This window comes from uncultured Gilliamella sp. (assembly GCA_945271295.1).
Classification (GTDB): Bacteria; Pseudomonadota; Gammaproteobacteria; order Enterobacterales; family Orbaceae; genus Gilliamella.
The window spans coordinates 21845-46395 of the sequence record CALYPG010000007.1; the positions used below are offsets into that span (position 1 = coordinate 21845).

21 protein-coding genes, 1 pseudogene and 1 riboswitch are annotated in these 24551 nt (G+C 35.4%); of the genes and pseudogenes, 11 read left to right on the forward strand and 11 right to left on the reverse strand.

From position 1 onward, the window contains the following. Window positions 1-6 precede the first annotated feature (6 nt). Complete coding sequence (gene radA, locus Q0K76_RS05385) at window positions 7-1386, forward strand: DNA repair protein RadA (protein WP_294612558.1); 1380 nt, start codon at window positions 7-9, stop codon at window positions 1384-1386. Between the two features lie 71 nt (window positions 1387-1457). On the opposite strand, the gene ppnN is transcribed toward radA, so the two are convergent. Then, window positions 1458-2834 carry a nucleotide 5'-monophosphate nucleosidase PpnN gene (ppnN, locus tag Q0K76_RS05390; RefSeq protein WP_294612561.1) on the reverse strand — a complete coding sequence of 459 codons (1377 nt, stop codon included), beginning with the start codon at window positions 2832-2834 and terminating at the stop codon, window positions 1458-1460. Between the two features lie 553 nt (window positions 2835-3387). Between ppnN and Q0K76_RS05395 the strand changes: the two genes are divergently transcribed. The 3 genes from Q0K76_RS05395 (at window position 3388) to moaA (ending at window position 6404) form a co-directional block, all read left to right on the forward strand. Continuing rightward, on the forward strand, window positions 3388-4179 hold the full coding sequence (locus Q0K76_RS05395; RefSeq protein ID WP_294612564.1) for a hypothetical protein: 792 nt from the start codon (window positions 3388-3390) through the stop codon (window positions 4177-4179). A 116-nt stretch (window positions 4180-4295) separates the two neighbouring features. Then, the gene (locus tag Q0K76_RS05400) at window positions 4296-5219 is read left to right on the forward strand and encodes a hypothetical protein (protein WP_294612566.1); all 924 of its coding nucleotides are present in this window, start codon (window positions 4296-4298) and stop codon (window positions 5217-5219) included. Window positions 5220-5304: 85 nt separating this feature from the next. Beyond that, a riboswitch (molybdenum cofactor riboswitch) is annotated at window positions 5305-5435 on the forward strand. After that, window positions 5430-6404 (forward strand): GTP 3',8-cyclase MoaA, encoded by a 975-nt coding sequence (gene moaA, locus Q0K76_RS05405; RefSeq protein WP_294612568.1) that lies wholly within the window; start codon window positions 5430-5432, stop codon window positions 6402-6404. Its footprint overlaps the riboswitch before it by 6 nt. Here the strand turns inward: moaA and gluQRS are convergent. The 3 genes from gluQRS to folK all read right to left on the reverse strand — a co-directional run bounded on the left by gluQRS (window position 6387) and on the right by folK (window position 8395). After that, complete coding sequence (gene gluQRS, locus Q0K76_RS05410; protein WP_294612571.1) at window positions 6387-7274, reverse strand: tRNA glutamyl-Q(34) synthetase GluQRS; 888 nt, start codon at window positions 7272-7274, stop codon at window positions 6387-6389. The two genes, moaA and gluQRS, sit on opposite strands and share 18 nt — an antisense overlap. Window positions 7275-7316: 42 nt before the next feature. Next, on the reverse strand, window positions 7317-7772 hold the full coding sequence (dksA, locus tag Q0K76_RS05415) for an RNA polymerase-binding protein DksA (RefSeq protein WP_294612574.1): 456 nt from the start codon (window positions 7770-7772) through the stop codon (window positions 7317-7319). A gap of 137 nt (window positions 7773-7909) precedes the next feature. Further along, window positions 7910-8395 carry a 2-amino-4-hydroxy-6-hydroxymethyldihydropteridine diphosphokinase gene (gene folK, locus Q0K76_RS05420; RefSeq protein ID WP_294612577.1) on the reverse strand — a complete coding sequence of 162 codons (486 nt, stop codon included), beginning with the start codon at window positions 8393-8395 and terminating at the stop codon, window positions 7910-7912. Between the two features lie 212 nt (window positions 8396-8607). Between folK and Q0K76_RS05425 the strand changes: the two genes are divergently transcribed. Beyond that, on the forward strand, window positions 8608-9966 hold the full coding sequence (locus Q0K76_RS05425) for an MmgE/PrpD family protein (protein ID WP_294612580.1): 1359 nt from the start codon (window positions 8608-8610) through the stop codon (window positions 9964-9966). A 55-nt stretch (window positions 9967-10021) separates the two neighbouring features. On the opposite strand, the gene Q0K76_RS05430 is transcribed toward Q0K76_RS05425, so the two are convergent. The 7 genes from Q0K76_RS05430 to syd all read right to left on the reverse strand — a co-directional run bounded on the left by Q0K76_RS05430 (window position 10022) and on the right by syd (window position 16336). Then, window positions 10022-10774, reverse strand: a complete 753-nt coding sequence (locus Q0K76_RS05430; RefSeq protein ID WP_294612583.1) for an amino acid ABC transporter ATP-binding protein — start codon at window positions 10772-10774, stop codon at window positions 10022-10024. A gap of 10 nt (window positions 10775-10784) precedes the next feature. Beyond that, a complete protein-coding gene (locus Q0K76_RS05435; protein ID WP_294612586.1) occupies window positions 10785-11456 on the reverse strand; it encodes an amino acid ABC transporter permease in 672 nt (223 codons plus the stop codon). Further along, window positions 11453-12235 (reverse strand): amino acid ABC transporter substrate-binding protein, encoded by a 783-nt coding sequence (locus Q0K76_RS05440; protein ID WP_294612589.1) that lies wholly within the window; start codon window positions 12233-12235, stop codon window positions 11453-11455. Before Q0K76_RS05440 ends, Q0K76_RS05435 begins: the two co-directional genes overlap by 4 nt. Beyond that, window positions 12235-12756 carry a GNAT family N-acetyltransferase gene (locus Q0K76_RS05445; RefSeq protein ID WP_294612592.1) on the reverse strand — a complete coding sequence of 174 codons (522 nt, stop codon included), beginning with the start codon at window positions 12754-12756 and terminating at the stop codon, window positions 12235-12237. Before Q0K76_RS05445 ends, Q0K76_RS05440 begins: the two co-directional genes overlap by 1 nt. Further along, on the reverse strand, window positions 12753-14114 hold the full coding sequence (purB, locus tag Q0K76_RS05450) for an adenylosuccinate lyase (protein ID WP_294612595.1): 1362 nt from the start codon (window positions 14112-14114) through the stop codon (window positions 12753-12755). Before purB ends, Q0K76_RS05445 begins: the two co-directional genes overlap by 4 nt. Window positions 14115-14503: 389 nt before the next feature. Then, a complete protein-coding gene (locus Q0K76_RS05455; RefSeq protein WP_294612598.1) occupies window positions 14504-15679 on the reverse strand; it encodes an amino acid aminotransferase in 1176 nt (391 codons plus the stop codon). Window positions 15680-15796: 117 nt separating this feature from the next. Next, window positions 15797-16336, reverse strand: coding sequence for a SecY-interacting protein (gene syd / locus Q0K76_RS05460; RefSeq protein WP_294612603.1), 540 nt, complete (start codon window positions 16334-16336; stop codon window positions 15797-15799). A gap of 746 nt (window positions 16337-17082) precedes the next feature. Between syd and rne the strand changes: the two are divergent. The 6 genes and pseudogenes from rne to metA form a co-directional block, all read left to right on the forward strand. Then, a pseudogene (gene rne, locus Q0K76_RS05465) lies at window positions 17083-19347 on the forward strand (ribonuclease E); the annotation flags it as partial. Between the two features lie 505 nt (window positions 19348-19852). Next, complete coding sequence (locus Q0K76_RS05470) at window positions 19853-20782, forward strand: ABC transporter permease subunit (RefSeq protein ID WP_294612609.1); 930 nt, start codon at window positions 19853-19855, stop codon at window positions 20780-20782. After that, window positions 20775-21635 carry an ABC transporter permease subunit gene (locus Q0K76_RS05475; protein ID WP_294612612.1) on the forward strand — a complete coding sequence of 287 codons (861 nt, stop codon included), beginning with the start codon at window positions 20775-20777 and terminating at the stop codon, window positions 21633-21635. Before Q0K76_RS05470 ends, Q0K76_RS05475 begins: the two co-directional genes overlap by 8 nt. Window positions 21636-21637: 2 nt before the next feature. Then, entirely contained in the window at window positions 21638-22627 is a 990-nt protein-coding gene (locus tag Q0K76_RS05480) for an oligopeptide/dipeptide ABC transporter ATP-binding protein (RefSeq protein WP_294612615.1), read from the forward strand. Window positions 22628-22650: 23 nt separating this feature from the next. Next, complete coding sequence (locus Q0K76_RS05485) at window positions 22651-23463, forward strand: ATP-binding cassette domain-containing protein (RefSeq protein WP_294612618.1); 813 nt, start codon at window positions 22651-22653, stop codon at window positions 23461-23463. Between the two features lie 155 nt (window positions 23464-23618). Beyond that, complete coding sequence (metA, locus tag Q0K76_RS05490; RefSeq protein WP_294612622.1) at window positions 23619-24551, forward strand: homoserine O-succinyltransferase; 933 nt, start codon at window positions 23619-23621, stop codon at window positions 24549-24551.

Genomic DNA, 24551 nt, shown 5'->3' on the forward strand with positions numbered 1-24551 from the left:
AATAATTTGGCAAAAACAGTAAAGCGAGCTTATGTATGTAATGATTGTGGGGCAGATTATCCACGTTGGCAAGGTCAATGCAGTTCTTGTCATGCTTGGAATACTATCACCGAAGTTAGACTTGCTAGTACCTCTTCGCGTAATGACCGCTTAACTGGTTACGCCGGTAGTGGCGCTGGGCAAGCTAAAATCCAAAAATTATCCGAAATCAGTTTAGAAGCGCTACCGCGTTTTTCAACCGGGTTTTCCGAATTTGATCGGGTGTTAGGTGGTGGTGTGGTACCCGGTAGTGCTATTTTAATTGGTGGTAATCCAGGAGCGGGGAAAAGTACTTTGTTACTGCAAACCATGTGCAGGCTTACTTCACAAATGAATACCTTATACGTCACTGGTGAAGAGTCTTTGCAACAAGTAGCGATGCGTGCTCACCGTTTAGGATTACCGACAGATAATATTAATATGTTATCTGAAACCAGTATTGAACAAATTTGTTTGCTTGCCGAACAGTCGCAACCCAAATTAATGGTAATTGACTCTATTCAAGTTATGCACCTTGCTGATATTCAATCATCGCCCGGTAGTGTGGCGCAAGTGCGTGAAACCGCCGCTTATTTAACCCGTTTTGCTAAAACCAAAGGCATTGCCATTATTATGGTTGGGCATGTGACCAAAGATGGTTCATTGGCTGGCCCTAAAGTGCTTGAACATTGTATTGATTGCTCTATTTTATTAGATGGTGATGCTGATTCACGTTTTCGAACATTACGCAGCCATAAAAATCGCTTTGGTGCAGTAAATGAACTTGGCGTATTTGCCATGACTGAACAAGGTTTAAAAGAGGTAAGTAATCCATCAGCCATCTTTTTAAGTCGTGGTGATGAAATGCTACCCGGTAGTTCGGTAATGGTGTTATGGGAAGGAACACGTCCACTACTGGTTGAAATCCAAGCCCTTGTTGATCACTCCATGTATGGTAATCCAAGGCGGGTGGCTGTTGGTCTTGATCAAAATAGATTGGCGTTATTGTTGGCGGTATTGCATCGTCATGGTGGATTACAAATGGCCGATCAAGATATTTTTGTTAATGTAGTTGGTGGGGTAAAAGTAACCGAAACCAGTGCGGATTTGGCTTTAATTGCGGCTTTAGTTTCGAGTTTTCGTAATCGTGCGCTACCACAAGATGTCGTTATCTTTGGGGAAATTGGACTAGGTGGTGAAATTAGACCCGTTCCTAGTGGGCAAGAACGAATTGCCGAAGCCGCCAAACATGGCTTTAAAAAAGCGATTGTGCCGATTGCTAATATGCCGAAAAAGAAACCTGACAATATGCAGATATTTGCGGTTAAAAAAGTGTCACAAGCACTAGATATTTTGGCTGATTGTTAAACATACTCATAGCTAAGATTTTCCGCCGATGTGATTATCGGCGGAACGTGTTAATTTGCTTAGATTTTTAGTTAATAACAAATCTCATAACAAGGTTGATAGGCGGTTCCACCCGGCAATTTCATTCGATCTTGCTGAATGAAGCTGCGCAATAAGTTATCTAAGTGCTGCATAATCTCCGGATCGCCTTGTAATTTATACGGTCCATGTTCGGCAATTAGCTTCATGCCAAACTCTTTGACATTACCAGCCACAATACCTGAAAACGCCCGGCGTAAATCTGCCGCTAATAGCTCAACCGGCTGATCTTTATGCAAATTTAACGATGCCATATTTGCATGCGTTGGATCGAACGGATGTTGTAATGATTCATCAATTTTAAGTAACCAGTTAAATCCATATGCATCGCCAGTGGTTAAACGTGATGATTTAACTTGTTTTACCCCATCTTTCATAATTCGTGCCACTTGTTCAGGTGAATCAATCACAATTTGATACAACTTGGTCGCTTCATCACCTAAGGCACTACGAATAAAGTTATCAATCGCGGTAAAGTATTCCTCACACTCTTTAGGTCCGGTTAAAATGAGTGGTAATGTTTGGGATTTATTGGCTGGATTTAACAAAATGCCTAAAATATACAGTAATTCTTCAGCTGTGCCGGGACCGCCAGGGAATATGATAATACCATGAGCCATACGCACAAAAGCTTCCAGACGCTTTTCAATATCGGGCATAATTATTAGTTCATTCACTAAGGCATTCGGTGGTTCGGCGGCAATAATTGAGGGTTCAGTCATACCAATAAAACGGCTATCTTTGTAACGTTGCTGAGCATGACCCACAGCAGCCCCTTTCATTGGCGCTTCCATGATCCCCGGTCCACAACCAGTACAAATATTAAGTTCACGTAAACCAAGTTGCATACCAACTTGGCGCGCATAGTAGTATTCATTTTCATTAATTGAATGCCCACCCCAGCAAACAATTAAATTGGGTTCTTCCCCAACATGCAGCGCATTAGCATTACGTAAAATCGAAAAAACGAGATTGGTAATATAAAAGGAATGATCTCTATCGAGCTTAACATTGGATACTAACTGTTTAATGGCACTGATTTGATTATTTAAAAACAAAATATCGCGCAATACGGCAAAGAGGTTGGCTTGAATGGAACGAATGATGCGGCGATCCACAAAGGCGCTTTCGGGGGCATTAACCAGTTCTAATTTAACACCACGCTCTTTGCTAATCACATTAATTTCAAAAGACTTAAATCTATCCAGTAATTCTTTAGTATTGTCGGTTTTACTACCGGCATTTAATGTTGCCAATGAGCAGTTTCGATATAATTGATAAAGTTCACTGTTAGCAGATTTTTTAAGAATATCCACTTCAGCCTGAGCAAGTAAATCCATTGATCCTAATGGACTAATATGGGTAATCATCACAACCTCCATTTGACGGTTTTATAGGCAAGACTTCCATTATATACATAAACCTTGCCAATAAGTACAATAGAAAATTGATATATTGGATACTATTTAATTCATGACCAAAGCCAATTTGGTTATATTGCTTTAAATGGCTAGCCATACTATTCATTGCCAAGTGAAATTTAATTTGAATTGACAATGACTAGCACCTACTGATTATTAATAGTTATTTAAATTAAAAACACCAATCATCGATAATTAATATTATTAAAAAAAACAATGATGTGAACCGATAAACTACTAGTTGTATATATTGTAATTTATTATAATCAGATACGATTATAATAATATGAATAACAATATTCCTAAATTAATTAATGCTTAGAAACAGATTCCCAATCTAGATAAAAAGTTGCGGGCAAGATTATTGTTACTTTAGGTTATCTAAATCTAAAAGTGCGTTATTGTGAGTGTTATATTCTAATGCTCTCACGACTTCTAGCTATAAAACTGTTATTCATACAGAAGATAATGAAACTAAATTGGTTTGAGGTGAAGTTACGAAATGAAAAATTTTTTATTAAGCAGTTTATTATTAATTTTAGTACCTTATTTTACTTATGCGTCCGATATTGATTTGAATAGAGATAATTATTACTTGTTAATAAAAGACAGATTAAGTGATCAAAATAATCTATTAAAAAGTATATTAGATAAATTTGTTACGCAAAATAATGAGAAGATTAATATAGAAGGTTGTGACTTAAACCATGTCGAAACAACTAAAGAAAATATTAACGCGACGCTAAATAAAAGTAATTTTTATAAAGACTATGATCAAGAATTAAAAAAATACCACTTATCATTAAATGAATTTAACCGACTTTATTCAATTGATGAATCTAATTTATCAGAAGCGTGTCGTGGATACAGATACATTATTCAGCTTGAAAATAATGAATTAATGATTCCATACAAAAATCTATTATCTTTTTATCAGCGCCTACCGAAAGAAGATAAAAATAAAATAGATAATTTAAAAAATAACCAACAATGTTTTGAAACAGAGAATAGTGGTGAAATGGAGTGGACGGATACTTGTTATTATAAAAATATGACTATTTTGGATGTTTATAATGCTATGGCTTTTCAGCCTTATTATGTTTTCAGAGAGAAAATCAAAGTAGGCAAAAATTTCTCCACCTTTTATAAAGATAAGGATGTCGAAGTAGAATATAAATGGAAAGATAAAAATAAATTAGAAATTACGCAAAACTTTGCTGGTGGTGTGACTACTTATACTTTTATTTATCAAGGCAATAAAACCAAAGTAATAGCTTTGTATTCCGCTGATTAAAAATTAGAGGAGTGATTGGCATTGCAGATAGGTAATGAAAAAATCTTTCTATTGTAAATTAGACATTTTTCATAATAAATTTTCAATAGCCAAGATTAAAAAAAGAGGAGTAAACAATGAAACGATGCTCTTTTATTACGATTATATTATTTATAGTTAGCTCAAGTGTATACGGGCAATCATTTAATATTGCTAAAAAATACCGTGGGGATCCCTTTTTTAGTAACAATAATATGCTAGAGCTTGAGCATGATTGCATAAGACATCCAGATTATTGGCAAGACGAGGATGAAAAAAAGAAAGATGATGAGCGTTGCCCTTTAAATCATCTTACCTTTGATTTTAGCAGATTATATAAGTTAATTGTTAAAAATCCTATTGCTTATAAAGATAATAATATACAACTTAGGCTAAGTAAATCGAAACAAGATTATGATCCAAACGAAGACGGTGGCGAGATCACCTTGTCTTTAATTTACCAAAATAAAGTGAAAGATAAGATTTTTTTAGCTGATAATTTTTTTGAACTTGGTGAATATGCGGTTGGTTATCAACGTTACTATATTGCACCAAGTGGCGACATTTATACGATATTATTTGTAGAAACAGAGGAAGGCATTACTCCAATATTAAGGAAACATTATCACATTGACACTAACAAAATGGAGTTTACCCTTAAAGAGATGTTAATTAGTGCAGCTGATACACATTTTCAAATTATCTATCCAACGCAATTTAACGTCCTTACTGAAAAACTTCAATTGGATTACAGTCAACAACAATCTGATTCCTGCCAAGAAGAGATAAAAGATGGTGAATATCACCCTTGTTATTTAGATTTATATCAATATTATGAAAATAAGTTAAAACAAAAATTACAAAATCAATCTTTTGCTACATTAAAACAAAAAATGGACTCAATTTGTTTAACAGCAGCTTTACCTGTTTATCATAAGGATATATTTCCTTATTTGTCTAAAATGATGTCTTGCTCAATACAACAATTTAAACAAGAAATAAACCAACCAGGAAAAAATTGACTCAGTCAGACTGATAAAATATGAAACTAGCTAAATATTGTAAATATATGGTGATTATAATATGGAAAAAAATAAGGTTATGCTAAACTTAAATAAACTCTGAAGCTCTTTTACCTAAGTGATACCAATACTTTTGTCATAAGGTGAATTAGCCGCGGTATAGTACAGAAATGGCTATGCTTCCCGATTTGGATAAGGTGTTTTTAAGCTATGCAATTAATGGATAATTATCAGCGTCGATTTCAGTATCTACGTTTGTCGATTACCGAGCAGTGTAATTTTCAGTGCCAGTACTGTTTACCTCAAGGTTATCAATCTAACAAAGATCATAAATTTCTATCACTAAGTGAAATCAATAATATTGTGGCCACATTTACTGAGTTAGGTGTGCACAAAATCCGACTAACTGGTGGTGAACCAACCTTACGCCGTGACTTTATCGATATTCTATCCATGATTTCCTCTTACCCAAGTATTAAAGAACTGGCTATTACCACTAATGGTTCACGTTTATTAAAAAATATCACCCACTGGCAGCAAGCGGGTTTAACTGCAATTAATATCAGTATTGATAGTTTTTCGCCTCATTTATTCAAATTAATTACTGGTCAAGATAAACTCAAAGAAATCATTCAATGTGTTGAAAAATCGTTAGAGGTTGGCATAAAAAAAGTCAAAATCAACACCGTGTTAATGAAAAATATGAATGATAATCTCAGCGATTATTTAGCTTGGATCAAACATCGACCTGTCGATTTACGTTTTATTGAGCTTATGGAAACAGGTGAAAGCGATGAGGTATTTAATCGTTATCATTTAGCCGGTAATTTAATTGAAACTCAACTCCTAGCCCAAGGGTGGCAATTGCAACCGAAAGTGGCATTATCAGGACCTGCTAAAGTGTATTCGCACAGTGATTATCAAGGTAAAATTGGGCTAATCATGCCGTATTCCAAAGATTTTTGTAAAAGTTGCAATCGATTACGGGTTTCCTCACTAGGTAAATTACATTACTGTTTATTTGGTGATGAGGCTGTTGATTTACGTGATTTGTTGGTCAGTGCCGATCAAAAAGAACAATTAAAAGCCAGAATTTTAGCGTCCTTAATGAGCAAACCTGAAAAACACTTCTTACATGATCATAAAGTGGGTATTACACCTAACTTATCATATATTGGTGGTTAACTGACTGTTTTGCTTTGGCACTTTGGCTATATCCCAATGGTCAATAGCCCACTCTAAAAGTTGTTGTTGAGAGGCATCTTGCCAATTTTCCGGAATAATTTGCCCTAAAAATTGTAATGCTTGAGCTGTTGCGGTAGTTAGATCATTTAGATCGAGTGGTTGAGCATGATTTTGTTTAGACAGTTTATTTCCATTGTTGTCTAATACCAATGGTAAGTGACAATATGTGGGCACGGGTAAATCAAGTAATTGATAAAGTGATATTTGTTTGGCGGTAACGGGTAACAAATCTGCTCCCCTTACAATTTCGGTAATGCCTTGCTGATAATCATCAAGCACTACCACTAAATTATAAGCAAATAAACCATCTTTACGGTGGATAATAAAATCTTCTTGTGCATTAGCAATATCAACATTTTGTAAACCACGAATTTGATCGGTAAATTGATAAATAGGGCGGGTTTGTTTTAAACGTATAGCAAGTGGTTGTTGTGGTGCATTACTTAAATGTCGATTGCGACAAAAACCATCATAAACACCGCTAGGCAGGTTATGGATACGCTGGCGAGTACAATCACAATAATAAGCGTACTGTTTATCAAGCAAGGATTGTAAAACGGCTTGATATCGCTTATAACAAGCCGATTGATATAAGATGTCATCATCCCAAAACAAATTAAAAGCCTCTAGTGTTTTTAAAATTAGGGATGATGCGCCTTTGACTTCACGTGGCGGGTCAATATCCTCAATGCGAATCAACCATTTGCCACATTGAGATTTAGCTTGAAGATAACTACCAAGAGCCGTCACCAATGAACCGAAATGTAATGGTCCAGATGGTGAGGGAGCAAAACGACCAATATAATGCATGGTGTATGTCGCAAAATAACAGATAATCAACTCAAATCAAGATTATATGCCCATTTGTTTTTCACGTAGTTCAGCCAGTGTTTTACAATCAATACATAAATCAGCCGTTGGTCTTGCTTCTAAACGGCGAATACCAATTTCTACACCACAAGACTCGCAAAAACCAAAATCATCTGTTTCAATTTTCTTTAACGTTTTTTCGATTTTCTTAATGAGTTTACGTTCTCTATCTCGAGCACGAAGTTCTAAACTGAACTCTTCTTCTTGTGTCGCCCGGTCAGCAGGATCTGGAAAGTTTGCCGCCTCATCTTGCATATGAGAAACAGTTTTACCCATTTCACCTTGTAGTTGAGCTAACCATGCTTCTAAAATTAGTTTAAAATGTTTCAATTGCTTAGGATTCATATACTCCTCATCTTTAGCCTCTTTGTAAGGCTCCAGCCCCGCAATTGAAAGTAGGCTTAGAGAAGATGTATTTACTTTTTGTTCCTTTTTCACAGCAATCCCCCTTAAGTACATATTATTTTTAGGGGGTAAACTATAGCAATAAATTGGCTATTGGCAAATTTTTTTTGTGTTTTTTTTCACTATAAAAAATGTAAATGTTCACAACTCTATGTTATTAATCAATATAATTATTTGTTCCATCTTATCAATCCATTCCTTTCACAATTAGCGACTAAATCGGATAATTTTTGATTATTGGGTAATACAAGCGTTGGAGCAATATCAAATAAAGGATAGAGAACAAACTCTCTAAATTGCATATGATAATGTGGAATTGTAAGTCTTTCACTATCAATAACCAAATCATCATACAGTAAAATATCGAGATCTAGGGTTCTAGCTCCCCAACGATTATCTTTACGCACTCGTCCCTGTGATTGTTCTATTGCCTGTAGCTGATCAAGCAATTCTATTGGGGATAAAGTGGTATTAATTTTAATTACTGCATTTAGATAATCATTTTGGTCTTGGGGACCAAGCGGTTTGCTGCGGTAAAAGGGTGAAACATCAATAACTTTACTTTGTGGTAACTGTTGCAAAGCCATAATGGCTTGATTAGCTTGAGCAAATGGGTCTTCCAAATTGCTACCTAAAGCGATATAACAAATTGACATAATGCTATTTAACTTTTTATGGATCAAATGTAATCGGATGTCGATATTTTAACATATAAAATAATAGCAAAAAATCGCTATATATTGGTTCACGGTTATGCCTTCACGTTATTAAAATATAACTAGACAATCTTTAACTTATTACTGTTTATGCGTTATGGTAACGTAAATCAGTTGGTTTTGTGGTGATGTACTTATTTTGAGATTTTAAAATGAATTTAGCTCAACAATTGAGTTTTTTGATAGCAAATACACCAGTAATTAATGATCCTAACGTGATTGATCGTGCAATTAATGGTGTGATTGATTATTTGGCTAGTAGTTTACAAGCACGCAATGAAGTTGATATTCACAAGCTGTTAGCTTGGATAGAGGATGAAGGTGGCACAGCAAAGGTGTGGTTAGTTGGTCAAAAAAAGTTAGTTACCGCTCGGCAAGCCGCACTCTTTAATGGCTTTCAAGCGCATTATTTAGATTACGATGATGTACATTCAGATGTACGCGGTCACCCCTCAGCAGTAATCTTATCGGCGTTAATTGCCAGTATTCGGCTTGATAAGCGGATAGCTAATATTGATAGCAAAAGGTTTTTAACTGCTTATATTATTGGCATTGAAGTTATGGCATTGTTAGGCCAAAGTGTCAACCCAAAGCATTATGAAAAAGGTTGGCACGCAACCATGACTTTAGGTGGAATGGCGGCAACTGCGGCAATTTGCTATCTTCATGATGAACCATTTTTATCACAAGCTTTAACATTAGCCGCGACGCAAGCATCAGGAATGCGTTTGCTTATGGGCACTGCGATTAAATTCTTACATGCGGGACTTGCGGCACAAAGTGCCATACAGTCTGTTGAATGGTTGAGAGTGGGGATCGATGCTGATAAAGATTTTTTAGATGATAAGCTGGGTTTTTTAGCGATTTATGGGGAGGGAAATACACGTTTAAATTTAGAGAATTGGGGGCGACCATGGAAAATTGTAGATCCCGGTTTATGGTTTAAAACTTATTCTTATTGTTCCGCTGCTGCTTATATTGCCGATGCGGGTCAATTACTTTATCAACATGCTAAGTTTGATATTAATAAAATTGAACATATCACCATTTTTTTTGCACCACCAAAAAGTGATGCGGCGTTGATCTATAAAACGCCATTATTAGCTGACCAAGGGCGATTTTCGGCAGAATATATTCTTGCTTTAACCTTATTGGGAATACCACTTAATTTTCAGCAGTTTACTCCAATGCCGATTGCTGATCAGATTCAAAGATTAATGCAAAAAATGCAACGTAGCTATCAAATACAACTACCTCCTCATCCGGAAAGTTATAATCAACGTTATGTGGTGGTAGAAATATTGTTCAGTAGTGGTGAAAAACTTAGTCAACGAATTGATTTTCCGAAAGGTTCTCCGAAAAATCCATATAGTCAAAATGAAATGTGGTTAAAGTTGTTCACCGCTATTGGTGATCGGCAACAGACCGAAAAATTAATAACGGATATTCGTAAATTGGCAATAGGAACTGATGTTTATCAATTTTTATCATCATATGCATTTACGCTCTAATGTTGATTTATTGTTAATGAATATTAATTTTTTTCAACCTAAATATCTCCGTCAATTAAATTTCGAAGTCAATTTCATCCGTTAGTTGGCGTAAAAAACGCTGTGTAACTTCATTTTGAGGGTTATCAATAAGTGATTTTGCCTCGCCTTCTTCAACAATTACGCCATTGGCCATAAAAATGATGCGATCGGCAACATATTTTGCAAATTCCATTTCATGGGTGACAATAATCATGGTGATTTTTTCTTTTGCTAATTGCAACATGACTTGCAATACTTCATGTACACGTTCAGGGTCTAGTGCTGAGGTTGGTTCATCAAACAGTAATACTTTCGGCCTAACCGCGAGTGCTCTTGCAATAGCAACTCGTTGTTGTTGACCTCCCGATAATGTGATTGGGTATTGGTCAGCATAGGGTAACATTCCAACTCGTTTCAGTAATGATAACCCTAGCTGTTTTGCTTCTAGCTTATCCATGTTTTGCCCAACAATTAAAGGGAAAGTGATATTTTGCAAAGCAGTTTTATTTTTAAATAAATTATAGTGTTGAAACACCATTGCCGATTGCCTACGCAAATTAACTTCGTCTTTATTACTATAGTGTTCACAATTAAGTGATATTGCACCAATGCGAATTTGACCGGTATTAGGTTTTTCTAATAAATTTAAACAACGTAACAACGTTGATTTTCCAGAACCTGATGGGCCAATAATTGCAATAACTTCACCTTGTTTAATATTTAAGTTTATTTCCTTTAAAACTTCATTATCTGCAAATCGCTTGGATAAATGTGAAACAGTAATCATTGCCTTTTCCTTAACGATGATAGGGTTTACTGAACTTTTGTTCTAATTGTTTTTGTATCCAGGAGTAAACTACAACGGTAAGCCAGTAAACAATACCAACAGCTAAATAGGTTTCAAAGTAGAGAAACGAATCTACAGTTAACATCTTTCCAGCGGCTAATAGTTCTTGAACACCTACATAAAAAGCGACAGAGGAATCTTTCAGTAATGAAATAAACATATTACCTGTGTTGGGTAGTGCATTAATCATCGCCTGTGGCAATATAATGCCTCGATAGACCTGTATTATATTAAGTCCGGAAGTTAGCCCTGCTTCTTTTTGGCCTGGGTCGACGGAAGCTAAACCTGCGCGGAAAATTTCCGCTAAATAGGCTGAATATTTTAAGCTGAAACAGATAATGGCTGCGGTTGTTGCGCCCATATGTTTCAAAGCAGGGAAAATTGGTGGTAAGCCGTAATAAATAATAAACAGCAAAACTACTGAGGGTATGCCTCGAAATAGTGAAATAAAGAGCGCAAAAACAGGATCGATAATTTTGATTTTATTGTTACGCAAAAGTGCAATAGCTAATCCCAATATAATAGCAAATATGATCGATATTACGGCAATAAGTAGTGTGACCGGCAGATAAGGTAATATCTGCGGGAACACATTAAAAAAATAGTTTATGTTAAACTTCATGAGGTAATATCTTCACCAAAATATTTGATTGAAATTGTTTTTAGTGTGCCATTAGCACGTAATTTTTCGAGTACTTGATTGAATTTTTCTCGTAATGCTTGACCGTTTTCATCTTTACTAAATGGGAAAGCGACGTCTTCTATAGTTATTGGCTCGCCAACAAGTTTAAATGGTAAATTTTTGCGTTTTATTTCGGCAAGCAAAATTGGTTTGGAGTTAACATAACCATCAACTCGTTTATACTCAGTATCATACATTGCACCATCTCGTGTTTCATAAGTTTTGATAGTGATCTCATTATTTGGGAAGACTTTTTTCAAATTATTAATATGATTTGAACCTAGCACGCCAGCAATGGTCTTACCTTGCAAATCAGTCAACGTTTGGATATCTTTATTATCTTTATGAGTGACAATCTGACTACCATAAAAACTATATGCGGTAGAAAAGTCATATTTCTCCTGACGAGATGGTGTAACTGCCACTGCATTTGCCACCGTATCTAAGCGGCCCGAATCAAATTGCCCCATTAATCCGCTAAATTCAGCAATGACCCATTCAACTTTATAATCTAATTCTTTGGCAATCGCCTCAGTTACTTCAATATCAAAACCAACCAACTTGCCATCTTGTTTATAACCATTAGGATAACTTTGTCCGGTTGAGCCAACTTTAATCACATGTTGTGCTATAGCTTGTTTATCAGATTTATTATCACAACCAACTAAAGTTAAGCTGGTTAATAACACAGCAAAAAGCAAAATTTTTATTTTATTCATTATTTCTTACTCCTATTTTTCCATTCGGTATAAGTTTGGGTATTCAATATTTTTTCAAAATAGAGCGTGGTATGATCATCGGTTAAATCTGCTTGGCCTATTTGCTTAAACCCTTTTTTTATATAAGCATCTGCAAGCCAAGGATGATTTGCGGCAGTGCCTAATGTTACCGCGGGTAATTTTAGTTGTTTGATGAGGATTTGCTGTTCAACCCAATCCCATAATTGATTACCATAACCTTGGCCTTTGTAATTTGGATCGGTAGCAAACCAACCTAAATGTGGTACGCCATACGGGCCTGGATTATTTCCCCATGGGAAACGAATACTTAATGTTGAAACAAGCTTGTCTTTTGCTTCTAGTACATAAACGGCGTTTGATGCAATATGCTGATGAATCTGTTTTTGCTTCGCCGTTGCAGCAGCAAAATGAATTCCCAATTTACTCACCGATTGATACGCACTATGTAGCAGCTTTTGATATGCTGTTATTTCCTCAAGAGTAATTAGACGAAATATCATGCTAATACTCCACTTTGATCAGCGAAATCGATGACTTGTTGTACCTTTTCTGGCGCTGATCCTAGATAATTAATAGGATTTAACCAATTATCTAGCTCAGACTCAGTAAACTCTTTATTCAAGATCGGATCATCTAATAACACAGCTTTGAACTTTTTATTTTGTTCAAAAGCTTTCATTGCACTTGCATAAACAAGTTTGTGTGCGGTTTGTTTGCCTAAGCGTTTTCCTATCTCAAACATGACTTTTTCTGATAAAAGTAAACCGTTTTGTAAAGCTAAATTAGCTAGCATTTGCTCAGCATTCACTTTTAACCCTTTTAGTACCGCTAATGCAGTTTGTAATTGTGCTGAGATGTAAAGATTAATTTCAGGAAGTGCTATCCATTCTGCGCGCCAGCTCATGGCATCACGTTCATGTTCAACTTTCATTGATTCATGGATTAATGCCACACTTTTTAATAAAGGTGCGGTTAAACTAGCTAGACCTTCTAATGCCGCAGGGTTGCGTTTATGAGGCATGGTGGTGGAACCTATCTTTCCTTGTGAAAAAGGTTCTTCAACTTCATTAATTTCAGTGCGCATTAAGTTATAAAATTCATTGCCAATTTTACCGAGTGAACCACTAATTAAAGCTATAACTGATGCATATTCAGAAAAGCGATCACGCGCGGCTTGCCAACCAATATTGGGGGTATTTAACCCAAGTAATGTCAATGCTCGCTCTTCGACTTTCGGACCTAATTGACCAATGGATGCATAGGTACAAATTGCACCACTAATATTACCCACCAGTACCCGCTGTTTTATTTCCGATAAACGTTGTAAATGGCGAATAAATTCATCTAACCAAACAGCCAGTTTAAAGCCAAACGTGGTGGGTAGGGCTTGCATACCATGTGTACGGCCAACCATGGGTAAGAATTGATATTGTTTTGCTAAGCGTTTTAATTCAAGGGCGACCAGCTTCGTATCTCGTTCGATGATGGCAAAAGATGCTTTTACTTGTAATACAGTTGCGGTATCAACAATATCTTGCGTGGTGGCACCATAATGAATAAATTGCCCAGCCTGACCGACTTGTGCTTGTAGCGCATTGATTGTTGACATTAAAGAGTGTTTAGCTTGAGCTGCCTCATTGGCAATTTGTTCAATCGATAGTTTGGAAGCATCGGCTTTTTCTATAATTAATCTGGCCTTTTCAGCTGGAATAACGCCAAATTCACCTTCTGCTTGTGCTAGTGCCACCTCAACTTCAACTTGTTTGGCTAAACGGTTTTGCTCTGACCAAATTGCACGCATTTCACTGGTGCTAAAATTGTTACCTAAAATTAAAAAATCAATAATGTGTGACGCCACTGAATTATCCTTAATCATTATTTTTTAGTTAATTAATTATTAATAATAAATGTAGTAACGTCTAATAATCAGTTTGTATATTGTTATAATTAAATGGAATAACAACCAATACAAAAGGGGGGGAATTATTGTCATTAAGCAATAAGTTAGAAGTGACAGACCGGTTATTAATACTGTGATAAATAATTGCAATTAGGGTTTGGGAGCGACTTTATTAATGTCAATAAATACTGGCCAACAACAAATAATTCATTATGATAGCCAGTAATGAAAGGTTAACGTATTTAATTATTAATTCTAAACAATGTTATTAACATAATCATATAATTGGATTGATCAATATCAAAGGTTTGATGAAAAGATTAATTTTATCAAACCCAATAAGTATTTTATAAAACCTCAACAATGGATTCACATAGTCTCGACATATTATCAAGTGTCATTCCCGCTACATTGATACGTCCAGAATTAACAATGTAAATACCATAATCATTGCGTAATTTTAGAACTTGTTCTTCGCTTAAACCACTAAAGGAAAACATGCCATTTTGTTTAGCTATAAAACTGAAATCTTGGTTCGCCCCTTTTTCTTGCAAGGTTTTAACAAACAATTGGCGCATACGGTGAATTCGTTGACGCATTCCTGTTAATTCATCGATCCACTCTTCTTTTAATTCTGGTGAATTTAAAATATAAGAAACAATTTTTGCACCATGTGCAGGTGGGTTTGAGTAATTAGCTCGGATAATGGTTTTTACTTGGCTAAAAGCACGATCGGCAATATCCGTGTTTGCTGCAATTAAGGTGAAAGCCCCGACTCGTTCATTGTAAAGCCCAAAGTTCTTGGAGTATGAACTAGCAATTAACAACTCTGGTTGAGAGTTAGCAAATAATCTTAAGCCAAAAATATCTTCTTCCAAACCTTGTCCTAGTCCTTGATAAGCTAAATCAAATAAAGGTAACCAACCTTTTTTTAATGCTAAGTCAGAGATTAATTGCCATTGTTCTGGTGTGGGATCTATACCGGTTGGATTATGGCAGCAACCATGGAATAACACCGCCTCACCAGCAGAAACTAAACTTAAATCATTCATCATGGCATCAAAGTCAAGATTATGAGTTTGTGCATTGTAATAGTGATATTCTCGAACCTCGAGCCCTGCGGTTTGAAACACACTGCGATGATTTGGCCAAGTTGGATTACTCACCCAAATACGCTTAACTTTAGTTCTTCGAGACAAGAAATCTGCCATAATTCGTAATGCACCTGTTCCACCTGGCGCTTGCGCGGTTCTTGCTCTATCATTATCTTCACCAAATAATAGCGTTTGAGTGGCGCAATTAAAGACGCTTACACCATCAATTGGCAAGTAGCTTTTTGTGGTTTCATCACCAAGCAAAAAGTGTTCGGCTTTTTTAACGCTTTCTAAAATAGGTGTTTGGGTCGTTTCGTCTTTATAAACCCCAACGCTTAGATTAATTTTATTGGTGCGTTCATCTTTATTATAAAGATCCGCTAGCCCGAGGATTGGATCAGCCGGAGCGGCAGTTAGATTTTCAAACATAATTCACCTATTTCATTTTATTACTTTAAAAGCATTATATACTCATTATTTTACAAGATACAATGTTGATAGCAGAGCCATTAATAAGGTTAATATCAATATATTTATCTGTTAAATTTAGTTACTAGCAAATGTGATAAGTTGGCTTAGAAATGAGGTTAAATTATTAGTTAATATGGTTAACTCTCCGGTAATAAGGTCCTCTTTTACCACTTCACCTGTAAGATTATTTAATGCAACTATTTCACTATCTTCATCAGTTGATGCAATAAAAATAGTGGGTATTCGTTTTAGTTTTTTTTGTTGGGATAAATGAGCAATTATATTCTGTTCTAAATTGCAAAAATCCTCATCATTCCAAGCTTGAATTAAAACTAAATTAATATCGGCAAACTTGGTCTTCATATTACCTGCATATTGCGTACCATAAAAAACATGAGCACTGGGGTGGAGGGTAATATTTAATACTTGTTCGGCGATTTTAAGATTTCTCGGTGGCGCTAATAAAAAAGGCTGCCATAAAACTGTTAATTGTTCCGTTTTTAAGATGCACGGTGAAGGTATAGCATGTAACTCTTCACTTCGGGGGGCATGTTCAAATTGATTACACCAGCGAGTGGAAAAATCAATGAGTGCTAATTGATCCGGTAACGTCATAGACAGATTTTATCTCTTTTTTGATAGCTTTGTTCATCTCCATTATACTGATAAACCATTAATATGCACTATGCTATCAAGAGTCTTTTTATTTGAGGATATAAAGTAAGGTATCGAACATCAATTTGTAAAAATGTTTCAGGTTAACTATATGTTTAAGTATAAATGCCGCTAAAATAAAATTATTTTTTTATAAGTAATTAATAGAATTGATAAAAGAAAAAAATAATTCCTAACTGTTTATAAAATTGTAAGTTTAATTTGCTTGCTATCCTTAGCTGAAACGTTAATAATATGACTGGGTAGTTTTACCCTTGTAATGCAGCAATGGCGTTAGACATTACAAATATCCAAAAGAAAATAGCGTGAGTAGAATCGTTATAGTTAGAGAATAAGTTTATTTTAAACAATTAAATAAAGATTTAGTTTGTTTGCCAAATACTGTTAAGAGAATAGGCAGTGATTTGCAAATTAACCATGAAAAAATAATATCAATAGATGATATTTTAGAATTGTTCGAAAAATGTGTATAAATTTCGGATTCAATGAGTGCTTAAATATTAAATTGATATTATGTAACTAATATCGGGTTCACATAAAATAATAACAAAAATAACACAAATAAAATAATGAATACCGCATATCAAGTACAACGTTAAGTATCATTACCATTGTTAAAATAAGCAATCTAATCAATAATTTGATTCTACCTACAATTAATTAAGATTAATCAAGAGTGTAGAATAATGAAAAGAATGCTAATCAATGCAACCCAACAAGAAGAGTTGCGCGTTGCTCTTGTTGATGGCCAACGTTTATATGATTTAGATATCGAAAGCCTTGGTCATGAGCAAAAAAAAGCCAATATTTATAAAGGTAAAATCACTAAAATCAATCCTAGCCTTGAAGCTGCTTTTGTCTCTTATGGTGGTGAACGTGATGGTTTTTTACCATTAAAAGAAATTGCCGAAAGTTATTTCCCTTCAACTGGTCCTGGTCGTCGAAGTATCAAACATTTACAAGAAGGTCAGGAAGTATTAATTCAAATTGAAAAAGAGATCCGGGGTAAAAAAGGTGCGGCATTAACTACCTATATTAGTTTAGCAGGTAGTTATTTAGTCTTAATGCCAAACGATCCTCGCGCTGGTGGTGTGTCACGTCGAATTGAGGGTGAAGAACGCGCCGATTTAAAACGGATTATTGATGCAATTGAAAAACCAAAAGGTATGGGAGTTATTGCTAGAACAGCTGGCGTTGGTAAAAGCCAAGAAGAATTACAACAAGATTTAGATGCTTTGGTGAACTATTGGGCGGCTATTCAAAATGAAGCGAAAAATCATCCGGCACCAAGTCTAATTCATAAAGAGAGTGATATTATTACGCGAGCATTTCGTGATTATTTACGCGATGATGTCGGTGATATTTTAATCGACAATCCGAAAGTGCTAGAAATAGCTAAAAAGCGATTAGTTGATTTAGGGCGTGGAGAGTATGTAAGTCGCCTTAAGCTCTATGACGGTGATGTACCGTTATTTAACCATTTCCAAATCGAAGGGCAAATTGAGTCAGCATTTCAGCGTGAAGTCCGTTTGCCATCAGGTGGTTCTATTGTTATTGATACAACAGAGGCTTTAACTGCAATTGATATCAATTCAGCAAAGTCAATTCGTGGTAGTGATATTGAAGAAACGGCTTTTAATACCAATCTTGAAGCCGCAGAAGAAATTGCTCGACAATTACGTTTACGCGATCTTGGTGGTTTGATTGTTATTGATTTTATTGATATGACACCGATTCGCAATCAACGTGATGTTGAAAACCGTCTTAAAGAGGCAATGAAAACCGATCGGGCCCGCATCCAAACTACCCGGATTTCACGATTTGGTTTGCTTGAAATGTCCCGCCAACGTTTAAGCCCGTCTTTACGTGAGGCAACTCATCATATTTGCCCTCGCTGTCAAGGCACTGGCACTGTCAGAGATAATAATTCACTTTCTCTGTCTATTCTTCGCTTGATTCAAGAAGAAGCAATGAAAGACAATACCGTACAAATTGATGTGATTGTACCGGTACCAATTGCGAGTTATTTGTTGAATGAAAAACGCCGTGCAATTACTAATATTGAACGCATGCACCCTGATGTTAAAATTGTGATTGCAAGCGATGAAGAGATGGAAACACCTCTTTACAAAGTCATTCGTAAGCGAGCGGGTGAAGAAACGGATGTACTAAGTTACAATTTACCTAAACTTATTCGTGATCTTGAAGAAGAGGAAGAAGATCAAGTTGTGGAAGCTGTAGTTGAACAAGCCGTGCTTTCTGGTCCTGTAGTTGAAGCAAATGCTACAGCTAAAGTTGAACCTAAAGCAGAAAAATCAGTTAATTTATTTAGTCGTTTATTTAATAAATTGAGTAAATTGTTTGAGGCTGAAAAAAGTGATGAACCACAACCAGAAGTTAAAGCGCAACCAACTAAAAAACGTGAAACTACGCGCTCAAATAATCGACGTCAACGTACTACTAAAACTAACAGCGTAACAACGACTAACCATGCTGCAACAGAAGATACAAAAGAACCGGTTAAAAATAACAGTCGTCGTACTAAACAAAATAATAATGCTGCTAATTCAACGACTAATACAGCATCTAAAGTTGTTAATGAAGTTGTTCAAACTAAACAACGTGAAGTTAAACCGAGACGACAACAGCGATCTTTAACTAGAAGTGTGCGAGTTAACACTTCTGATGCGATTAATGAAGTTGCAGTTGTACCAGTTGAGCAAGAGCAAGTAATTATTCCTTCAGTATTGCTACCAATTATTATTTCAGACTCGTCAGTAGAATCACAACCTAAGCGTCAACGCCGAACCTCTAGGCATTTGCGCATGACAGGGCAACGTAGTAGTACTAAGCGCCGTGTTAAAAATAGTTCTCTTAAACAATCTCCAGTACCATTACCATTTGCTGCGGCTTCATTAGAATTAGCGTTAGGCAGAGTGGTAATCGACTATAATAGTTTGACTAGTAATGATGACGCAAATGCTGTTGTTCCAGTCATTCCTTCGCTATTGTTACCTGTTATAGTTAAAAATAAAACGAAGAAGAAAAGCAGTAGTAATGCTGATAATGGCAATATAAGTGATAAGGTATCACCAAATCAGATTACTATTAACGCAGAATTAAATCTAGAATATAACGATGATGAACCAAAGGCTGATGATAGCGATGAGTCGATAACTAATGATCAACAAGTAGTTGGTTATTCTTCATCAGCGATGACTAAAGCGCCTGCGCCAGAGTATTTAGCCTCTGAGGTAGCCATAAAGTTACGCGAAGAGTCAGATTATCGTGACGAAGGTAAAGCTAACTCCGACGAATTAAGAGTTAAGGATCATGCCTACGCAAAAGCCAGTAAGCCAGTATTACCATCAGAATAAAGATAATTGATCTAACAAACGGGTGGCGCATGTCACCCACTGTTTTTAACTGAGCTATTGATTACGATAAAGATGTATAATGATAACCTATATTTTAAAAAAAATAGTGATATTCTTATTTATTGTCTGTGTTCTGGCTCAGATTAGCTTTTGTCTTGTTTATTTTTCGCCTCATTCTATATTTTACAATTTGAGTTTTATTGATGCCTATACGGCTTTTTTTAAACAGTTATTGCATGGTCAATTTATATTGTTATCGGGTGAGCGGGGACCGTTTTTCAATACCTTATCGGCGACATTTGAGCTTTGTATTTTAGCTCTGATTGTGACATTACTGGTCGGGTTGCCTTTAGGTATTTTTCTTGGGTTAAGTAATATCAAATGGCTGAATAATACCATCAGAATAGGTTGTTTACTTCTCTATTCATGTCCACTTGTGTTAATCGTTATTGTGACGATGTATTTATCTTCACCTTCATGGTCACTATTTGTTTATTTTAATATTGCACCAATTGATACCCATTCCTCTTTATTAGATATTATTTTTTCGTCAAAAACAGGTAAGGTGCAATTGTTACTGGAACAGATGCAATATTTACTGCTACCGATTATTATTCTATCTATTCAACCAAGTATTGTGACTATTCAGTTAGTCAGTCAAAATGTAAGAAATACGGCGCAACAAAATTTCATTAAAATGGCAATTATTCGCGAAACTTCGCCATTTAGAATTTTGCGTAAGCACTTATTACCCAACTCAATTCCAGCAACTATACCGTTGTTAACTTACAATACTACAACATTATTATTTTCAACAATGGTTATTGAGATCTTATTTAATCGAGTAGGACTCGGACAATGGATTATGATGGCTTATTATCATCATAATTACTTTATTATCGCTATTGCAATTTTAGCTTGTGGTTCGTTAATTAGTTTATTAACTTTGTTAGGTGAAATCTCTGCTATTTTGATTTACCCTATGAGGCATAAAGAAAAATATGTTTAGTCGAACTAAGTTACTTAGTTGGTTAACACTCTGTTTTAATAAATTACACAGCAATCTCTATTCTATGATTGGGTTCTATGGCATATTGGCAATCGTATTTGTTTCTTTATCAACAAGGTGGTTTTTCCATGCGCATTTAGATCCGATTTATGTGGCTTCTTTACCACCAGCTTGGGTTATAAATGGTGATATTAATCATATTTTAGGCACTAATGCGCGTGGGCAAGATGTATTTTATTACTTGCTAATAGGATATCGCTCAACCATTGCAATGACCATGAAAGCAGTGTTTTATGTGGTTGTAATCGGCAGTATTTTAATTTATTTACTGTTTTTTATTCCGGCTTTACGAACTATCATATTGTTTATATTTAGGTTTTGTACGGTGATCCCACCTTTATTGGGAGTGATTTTAATTAGTTTATTAGTTGAAGATAATATTACTAATATGTTAATAATTATCGGTTTGTCCTATATGCCACGTTTTATTTATAATATACATCAACAAGTGATTAAAGAGTGGCATAAAACTTATATTACAGCTTATCGATTAGATGGATTGTCTTCATTTGCAATTTTAAACCATTACATTATTCCTAATATATTACCGGTTTACTTAACTGAAATCGTCTCATTATTTGGTGCCACTATTTTAGCCGTTACCACTTTAACATTTTTAGGTTTTGCCAATGATGTCTCTCGTCCTGATTTAGGTATGATGATGTTTCAAATGAAAGATATTATTGCTACCAATTGTTGGGCTTTTTTATCACCAGGAATGGCTGTAGTTATTACGATTACGTTAGTTTATTTATTCGTTTTCGGATTATTTGGCCGTCAAGTAGGAAATTAACTATGGCATTGTTAGATATCCGCAATTTAACGATTGAATTTATCACTTCTGATGGGCTTTTACGCGCTATCGATCGCGTAAATTTAAAATTGTCTGAAGGCGAAATTCGAGGATTAGTCGGTGAGTCTGGATCAGGTAAAAGCCTAATAGCCAAAGCTATTTTAGGTGTGACTAACAATAATTGGAAGATTTCAGCAGATCGCTTCCATTTTAATAATATTGATTTATTGAGCTTAACGCCCAAACAGAGGCGAAAAGTGATTAGTGCTAATATTTCAATGATATTCCAAGAACCACAATCTTGTTTAGATCCTTCCATGAAAATCGGGGAGCAATTAATTGATGCTATCCCAAGAAGAACATTTAAAGGTCATTGGTGGCAGCGGTTATTTTGGCGCAAAAATCGTGCTATCGAGCTACTTCATCGTGTTGGTATTAAAGATCATAAAGAAATATTAAAATCGTATCCTTTTGAATTGACCGAAGGCGAATGTCAAAAGGTAATGATTGCTATTGCACTTGCTAACCAACCTAAACTACTGATTGCTGATGAACCAACTAATGCGATGGAAGCCACAACCGAAGCGCAAATTTTTCGATTACTGGCTAGTATGAATCAAAATATGGGAACAACGATTTTATTAATTAGCCATGATTTACAAATGATAACCAGATGGACTGATCGTATTAATGTGCTGTATTGTGGACAAACAGTGGAAATAGCTGACAGCGAAGCTTTATTTAAATCACCCTATCACCCTTATACCCAAGCATTGATATATGCAATTCCTGATTTTGGTAAAGCGATGCCACATAAAAGCCCTTTAAACACATTATCGGGTGTAATTCCCTCATTGGAACATTTACCAATTGGCTGCCGATTGGGACCTCGTTGCCCTTATGCGCAAAAAAAATGTATACAAACTCCAGAGCTTATAGCAATAAAAGATCACTCTGTTGCTTGCCATTTCCCATTGAATACTGATGAGTAGCGGTACACCAAGAAGGAGTAACCATGAATCCAATCTTAAAAGTACGTAATTTATCTAAACAGTTTATTATTCCTAAAGGGATTTTTGGGCACTTACGTATTGATGCAGTCAAACCGCTGTCATTTTCGCTTAATGAGGGAAAAACTTTGGCGATTATTGGGCAAAATGGTTCAGGTAAGTCAACATTAGCTAAAATGTTGGTGGGTATGCTAAAACCTGATAGTGGCGACATTTGGATTGATGATCATAAAGTTAAATATGGTGATTATGATAGTCGGTACCAACTTATTCGGATGATTTTTCAACACGTTGAAAGCTCTTTCGATCCTAGACTTCGTATTGGTCAATTACTAGAAGTCCCCTTAAAACGAAATGCTGATTATGATGCAATCGAGCGTGAAAAACTGATTAATGCCGTATTGAAACAAGTAGGATTATTACCTGAGCATGCTTCATATTACCCATCTGTTATGGCAGCAGGACAAAAACAGCGAGTGGCGCTTGCCAGAGCGTTAATTTTAAAACCCAAAGTCATTATTCTTGATGAAGCTTTAGCGGCTTTAGATATTTCGATGCGATCGCAAATTGTAAATTTAATGTTGTCATTACAAGAGCAGCAAAAAATATCTTACGTTTATGTTACTCAGGATATTGGCATGATGAAACATATTAGTGATGATATCTTGGTAATGCATAATGGAGATTTAGTGGAGTATGGTAATACCGCGGAAGTACTAGCGTCACCATTAAGTGACATTACGCAAAAACTTATTCACAGTTATTTTGGTGAAGCATTGACCGCCGATGCATGGCGTACAGATACTAGAGCCTTTTAATAATAATTATTATTAATATATTTTAATCAGTTTTTGCTTAATAAAAAATCTCGACAATTAATCTAAAACACACTATATTTAGCTGTATGGATTTCTAGACGTCTATTTTTTAGGAAATTGATTAAATAGATTGATGTTTTTGAGGAGCTTGTGTTATGCCTATCTGTATTCCTGATTCATTACCCGCTGTTGATGTTCTTCGTAATGAAAATGTCTTTGTTATGACTTCATCGCGAGCAAATACTCAAGAAATTCGCCCTTTAAAACTCCTTTTCTTAAATTTAATGCCAAAAAAAATTGAGACTGAAAACCAGTTTTTGCGATTATTATCTAATTCTTCTTTGCAAATTAATATCCAGTTATTACGGATTGATCAGCGTGAATCAAAAAATACGCCAATAGAGCATTTAAATAGCTTTTATTGTGATTTTGATGATATTCGTGAACAAAATTTTGATGGCTTAATAATCACTGGTGCTCCATTAGGAAAAGTTGCTTTTTCCGATGTGGTTTATTGGCCTAAGTTAGTTGAAATTATTAATTGGGCAAAAGAGCATGTTACTTCAACCATGTTTGTTTGTTGGGCGGTACAAGCGGCTTTACATGTTTTATATAACCTACCTAAATTTACCCGTACTCAGAAGTTATCCGGTGTTTATCAACATAATACCGTTATGTCAAATGCTATTTTAACACGTGGCTTTGATGATACATTTTTGGCACCGCATTCTCGTAATGCTGATTTCCCATTGGATAAAATAAAAGCCTATACAGATTTAAATATTTTAGCTGAGTCTGACATTACTGGTGCTTATTTAATGGCGACGAGTGATAAACGCATGGCTTTTGTTACCGGCCATCCGGAATATGACTCTTTTACACTAGCCAATGAATACCACCGTGATTTAAAAGCTGGTATTAATCCAAAAATTCCGGAAAATTATTTTCCTGATAATAATCCTAACCTAACGCCTAAAGCGACTTGGCGAAGTCATGCTTACCTATTATTTAGTAATTGGCTTAATTATTACGTTTATCAATTAACACCATTTGATTTAAATACCCGTAATATGACCATTGATGATTAA

What these genes read in the sequence shown, in the direction of transcription:
- Q0K76_RS05455 (WP_294612598.1), bottom strand. Translation starts at nt 15,679, where the DNA reads ATGTTTGAAAATCTAACTGCCGCTCCGGCTGATCCAATCCTCGGGCTA.
- folK (WP_294612577.1), bottom strand. Translation starts at nt 8,395, where the DNA reads ATGTCAATTTGTTATATCGCTTTAGGTAGCAATTTGGAAGACCCATTT.
- Q0K76_RS05440 (WP_294612589.1), bottom strand. Translation starts at nt 12,235, where the DNA reads ATGAATAAAATAAAAATTTTGCTTTTTGCTGTGTTATTAACCAGCTTA.
- Q0K76_RS05475 (WP_294612612.1), top strand. Translation starts at nt 20,775, where the DNA reads ATGTTTAGTCGAACTAAGTTACTTAGTTGGTTAACACTCTGTTTTAAT.
- Q0K76_RS05395 (WP_294612564.1), top strand. Translation starts at nt 3,388, where the DNA reads ATGAAAAATTTTTTATTAAGCAGTTTATTATTAATTTTAGTACCTTAT.
- gluQRS (WP_294612571.1), bottom strand. Translation starts at nt 7,274, where the DNA reads ATGCATTATATTGGTCGTTTTGCTCCCTCACCATCTGGACCATTACAT.
- Q0K76_RS05470 (WP_294612609.1), top strand. Translation starts at nt 19,853, where the DNA reads ATGATAACCTATATTTTAAAAAAAATAGTGATATTCTTATTTATTGTC.
- metA (WP_294612622.1), top strand. Translation starts at nt 23,619, where the DNA reads ATGCCTATCTGTATTCCTGATTCATTACCCGCTGTTGATGTTCTTCGT.
- Q0K76_RS05485 (WP_294612618.1), top strand. Translation starts at nt 22,651, where the DNA reads ATGAATCCAATCTTAAAAGTACGTAATTTATCTAAACAGTTTATTATT.
- Q0K76_RS05425 (WP_294612580.1), top strand. Translation starts at nt 8,608, where the DNA reads ATGAATTTAGCTCAACAATTGAGTTTTTTGATAGCAAATACACCAGTA.
- ppnN (WP_294612561.1), bottom strand. Translation starts at nt 2,834, where the DNA reads ATGATTACCCATATTAGTCCATTAGGATCAATGGATTTACTTGCTCAG.
- Q0K76_RS05430 (WP_294612583.1), bottom strand. Translation starts at nt 10,774, where the DNA reads ATGATTACTGTTTCACATTTATCCAAGCGATTTGCAGATAATGAAGTT.
- syd (WP_294612603.1), bottom strand. Translation starts at nt 16,336, where the DNA reads ATGACGTTACCGGATCAATTAGCACTCATTGATTTTTCCACTCGCTGG.
- moaA (WP_294612568.1), top strand. Translation starts at nt 5,430, where the DNA reads ATGCAATTAATGGATAATTATCAGCGTCGATTTCAGTATCTACGTTTG.
- Q0K76_RS05445 (WP_294612592.1), bottom strand. Translation starts at nt 12,756, where the DNA reads ATGATATTTCGTCTAATTACTCTTGAGGAAATAACAGCATATCAAAAG.
- Q0K76_RS05400 (WP_294612566.1), top strand. Translation starts at nt 4,296, where the DNA reads ATGAAACGATGCTCTTTTATTACGATTATATTATTTATAGTTAGCTCA.
- Q0K76_RS05480 (WP_294612615.1), top strand. Translation starts at nt 21,638, where the DNA reads ATGGCATTGTTAGATATCCGCAATTTAACGATTGAATTTATCACTTCT.
- Q0K76_RS05435 (WP_294612586.1), bottom strand. Translation starts at nt 11,456, where the DNA reads ATGAAGTTTAACATAAACTATTTTTTTAATGTGTTCCCGCAGATATTA.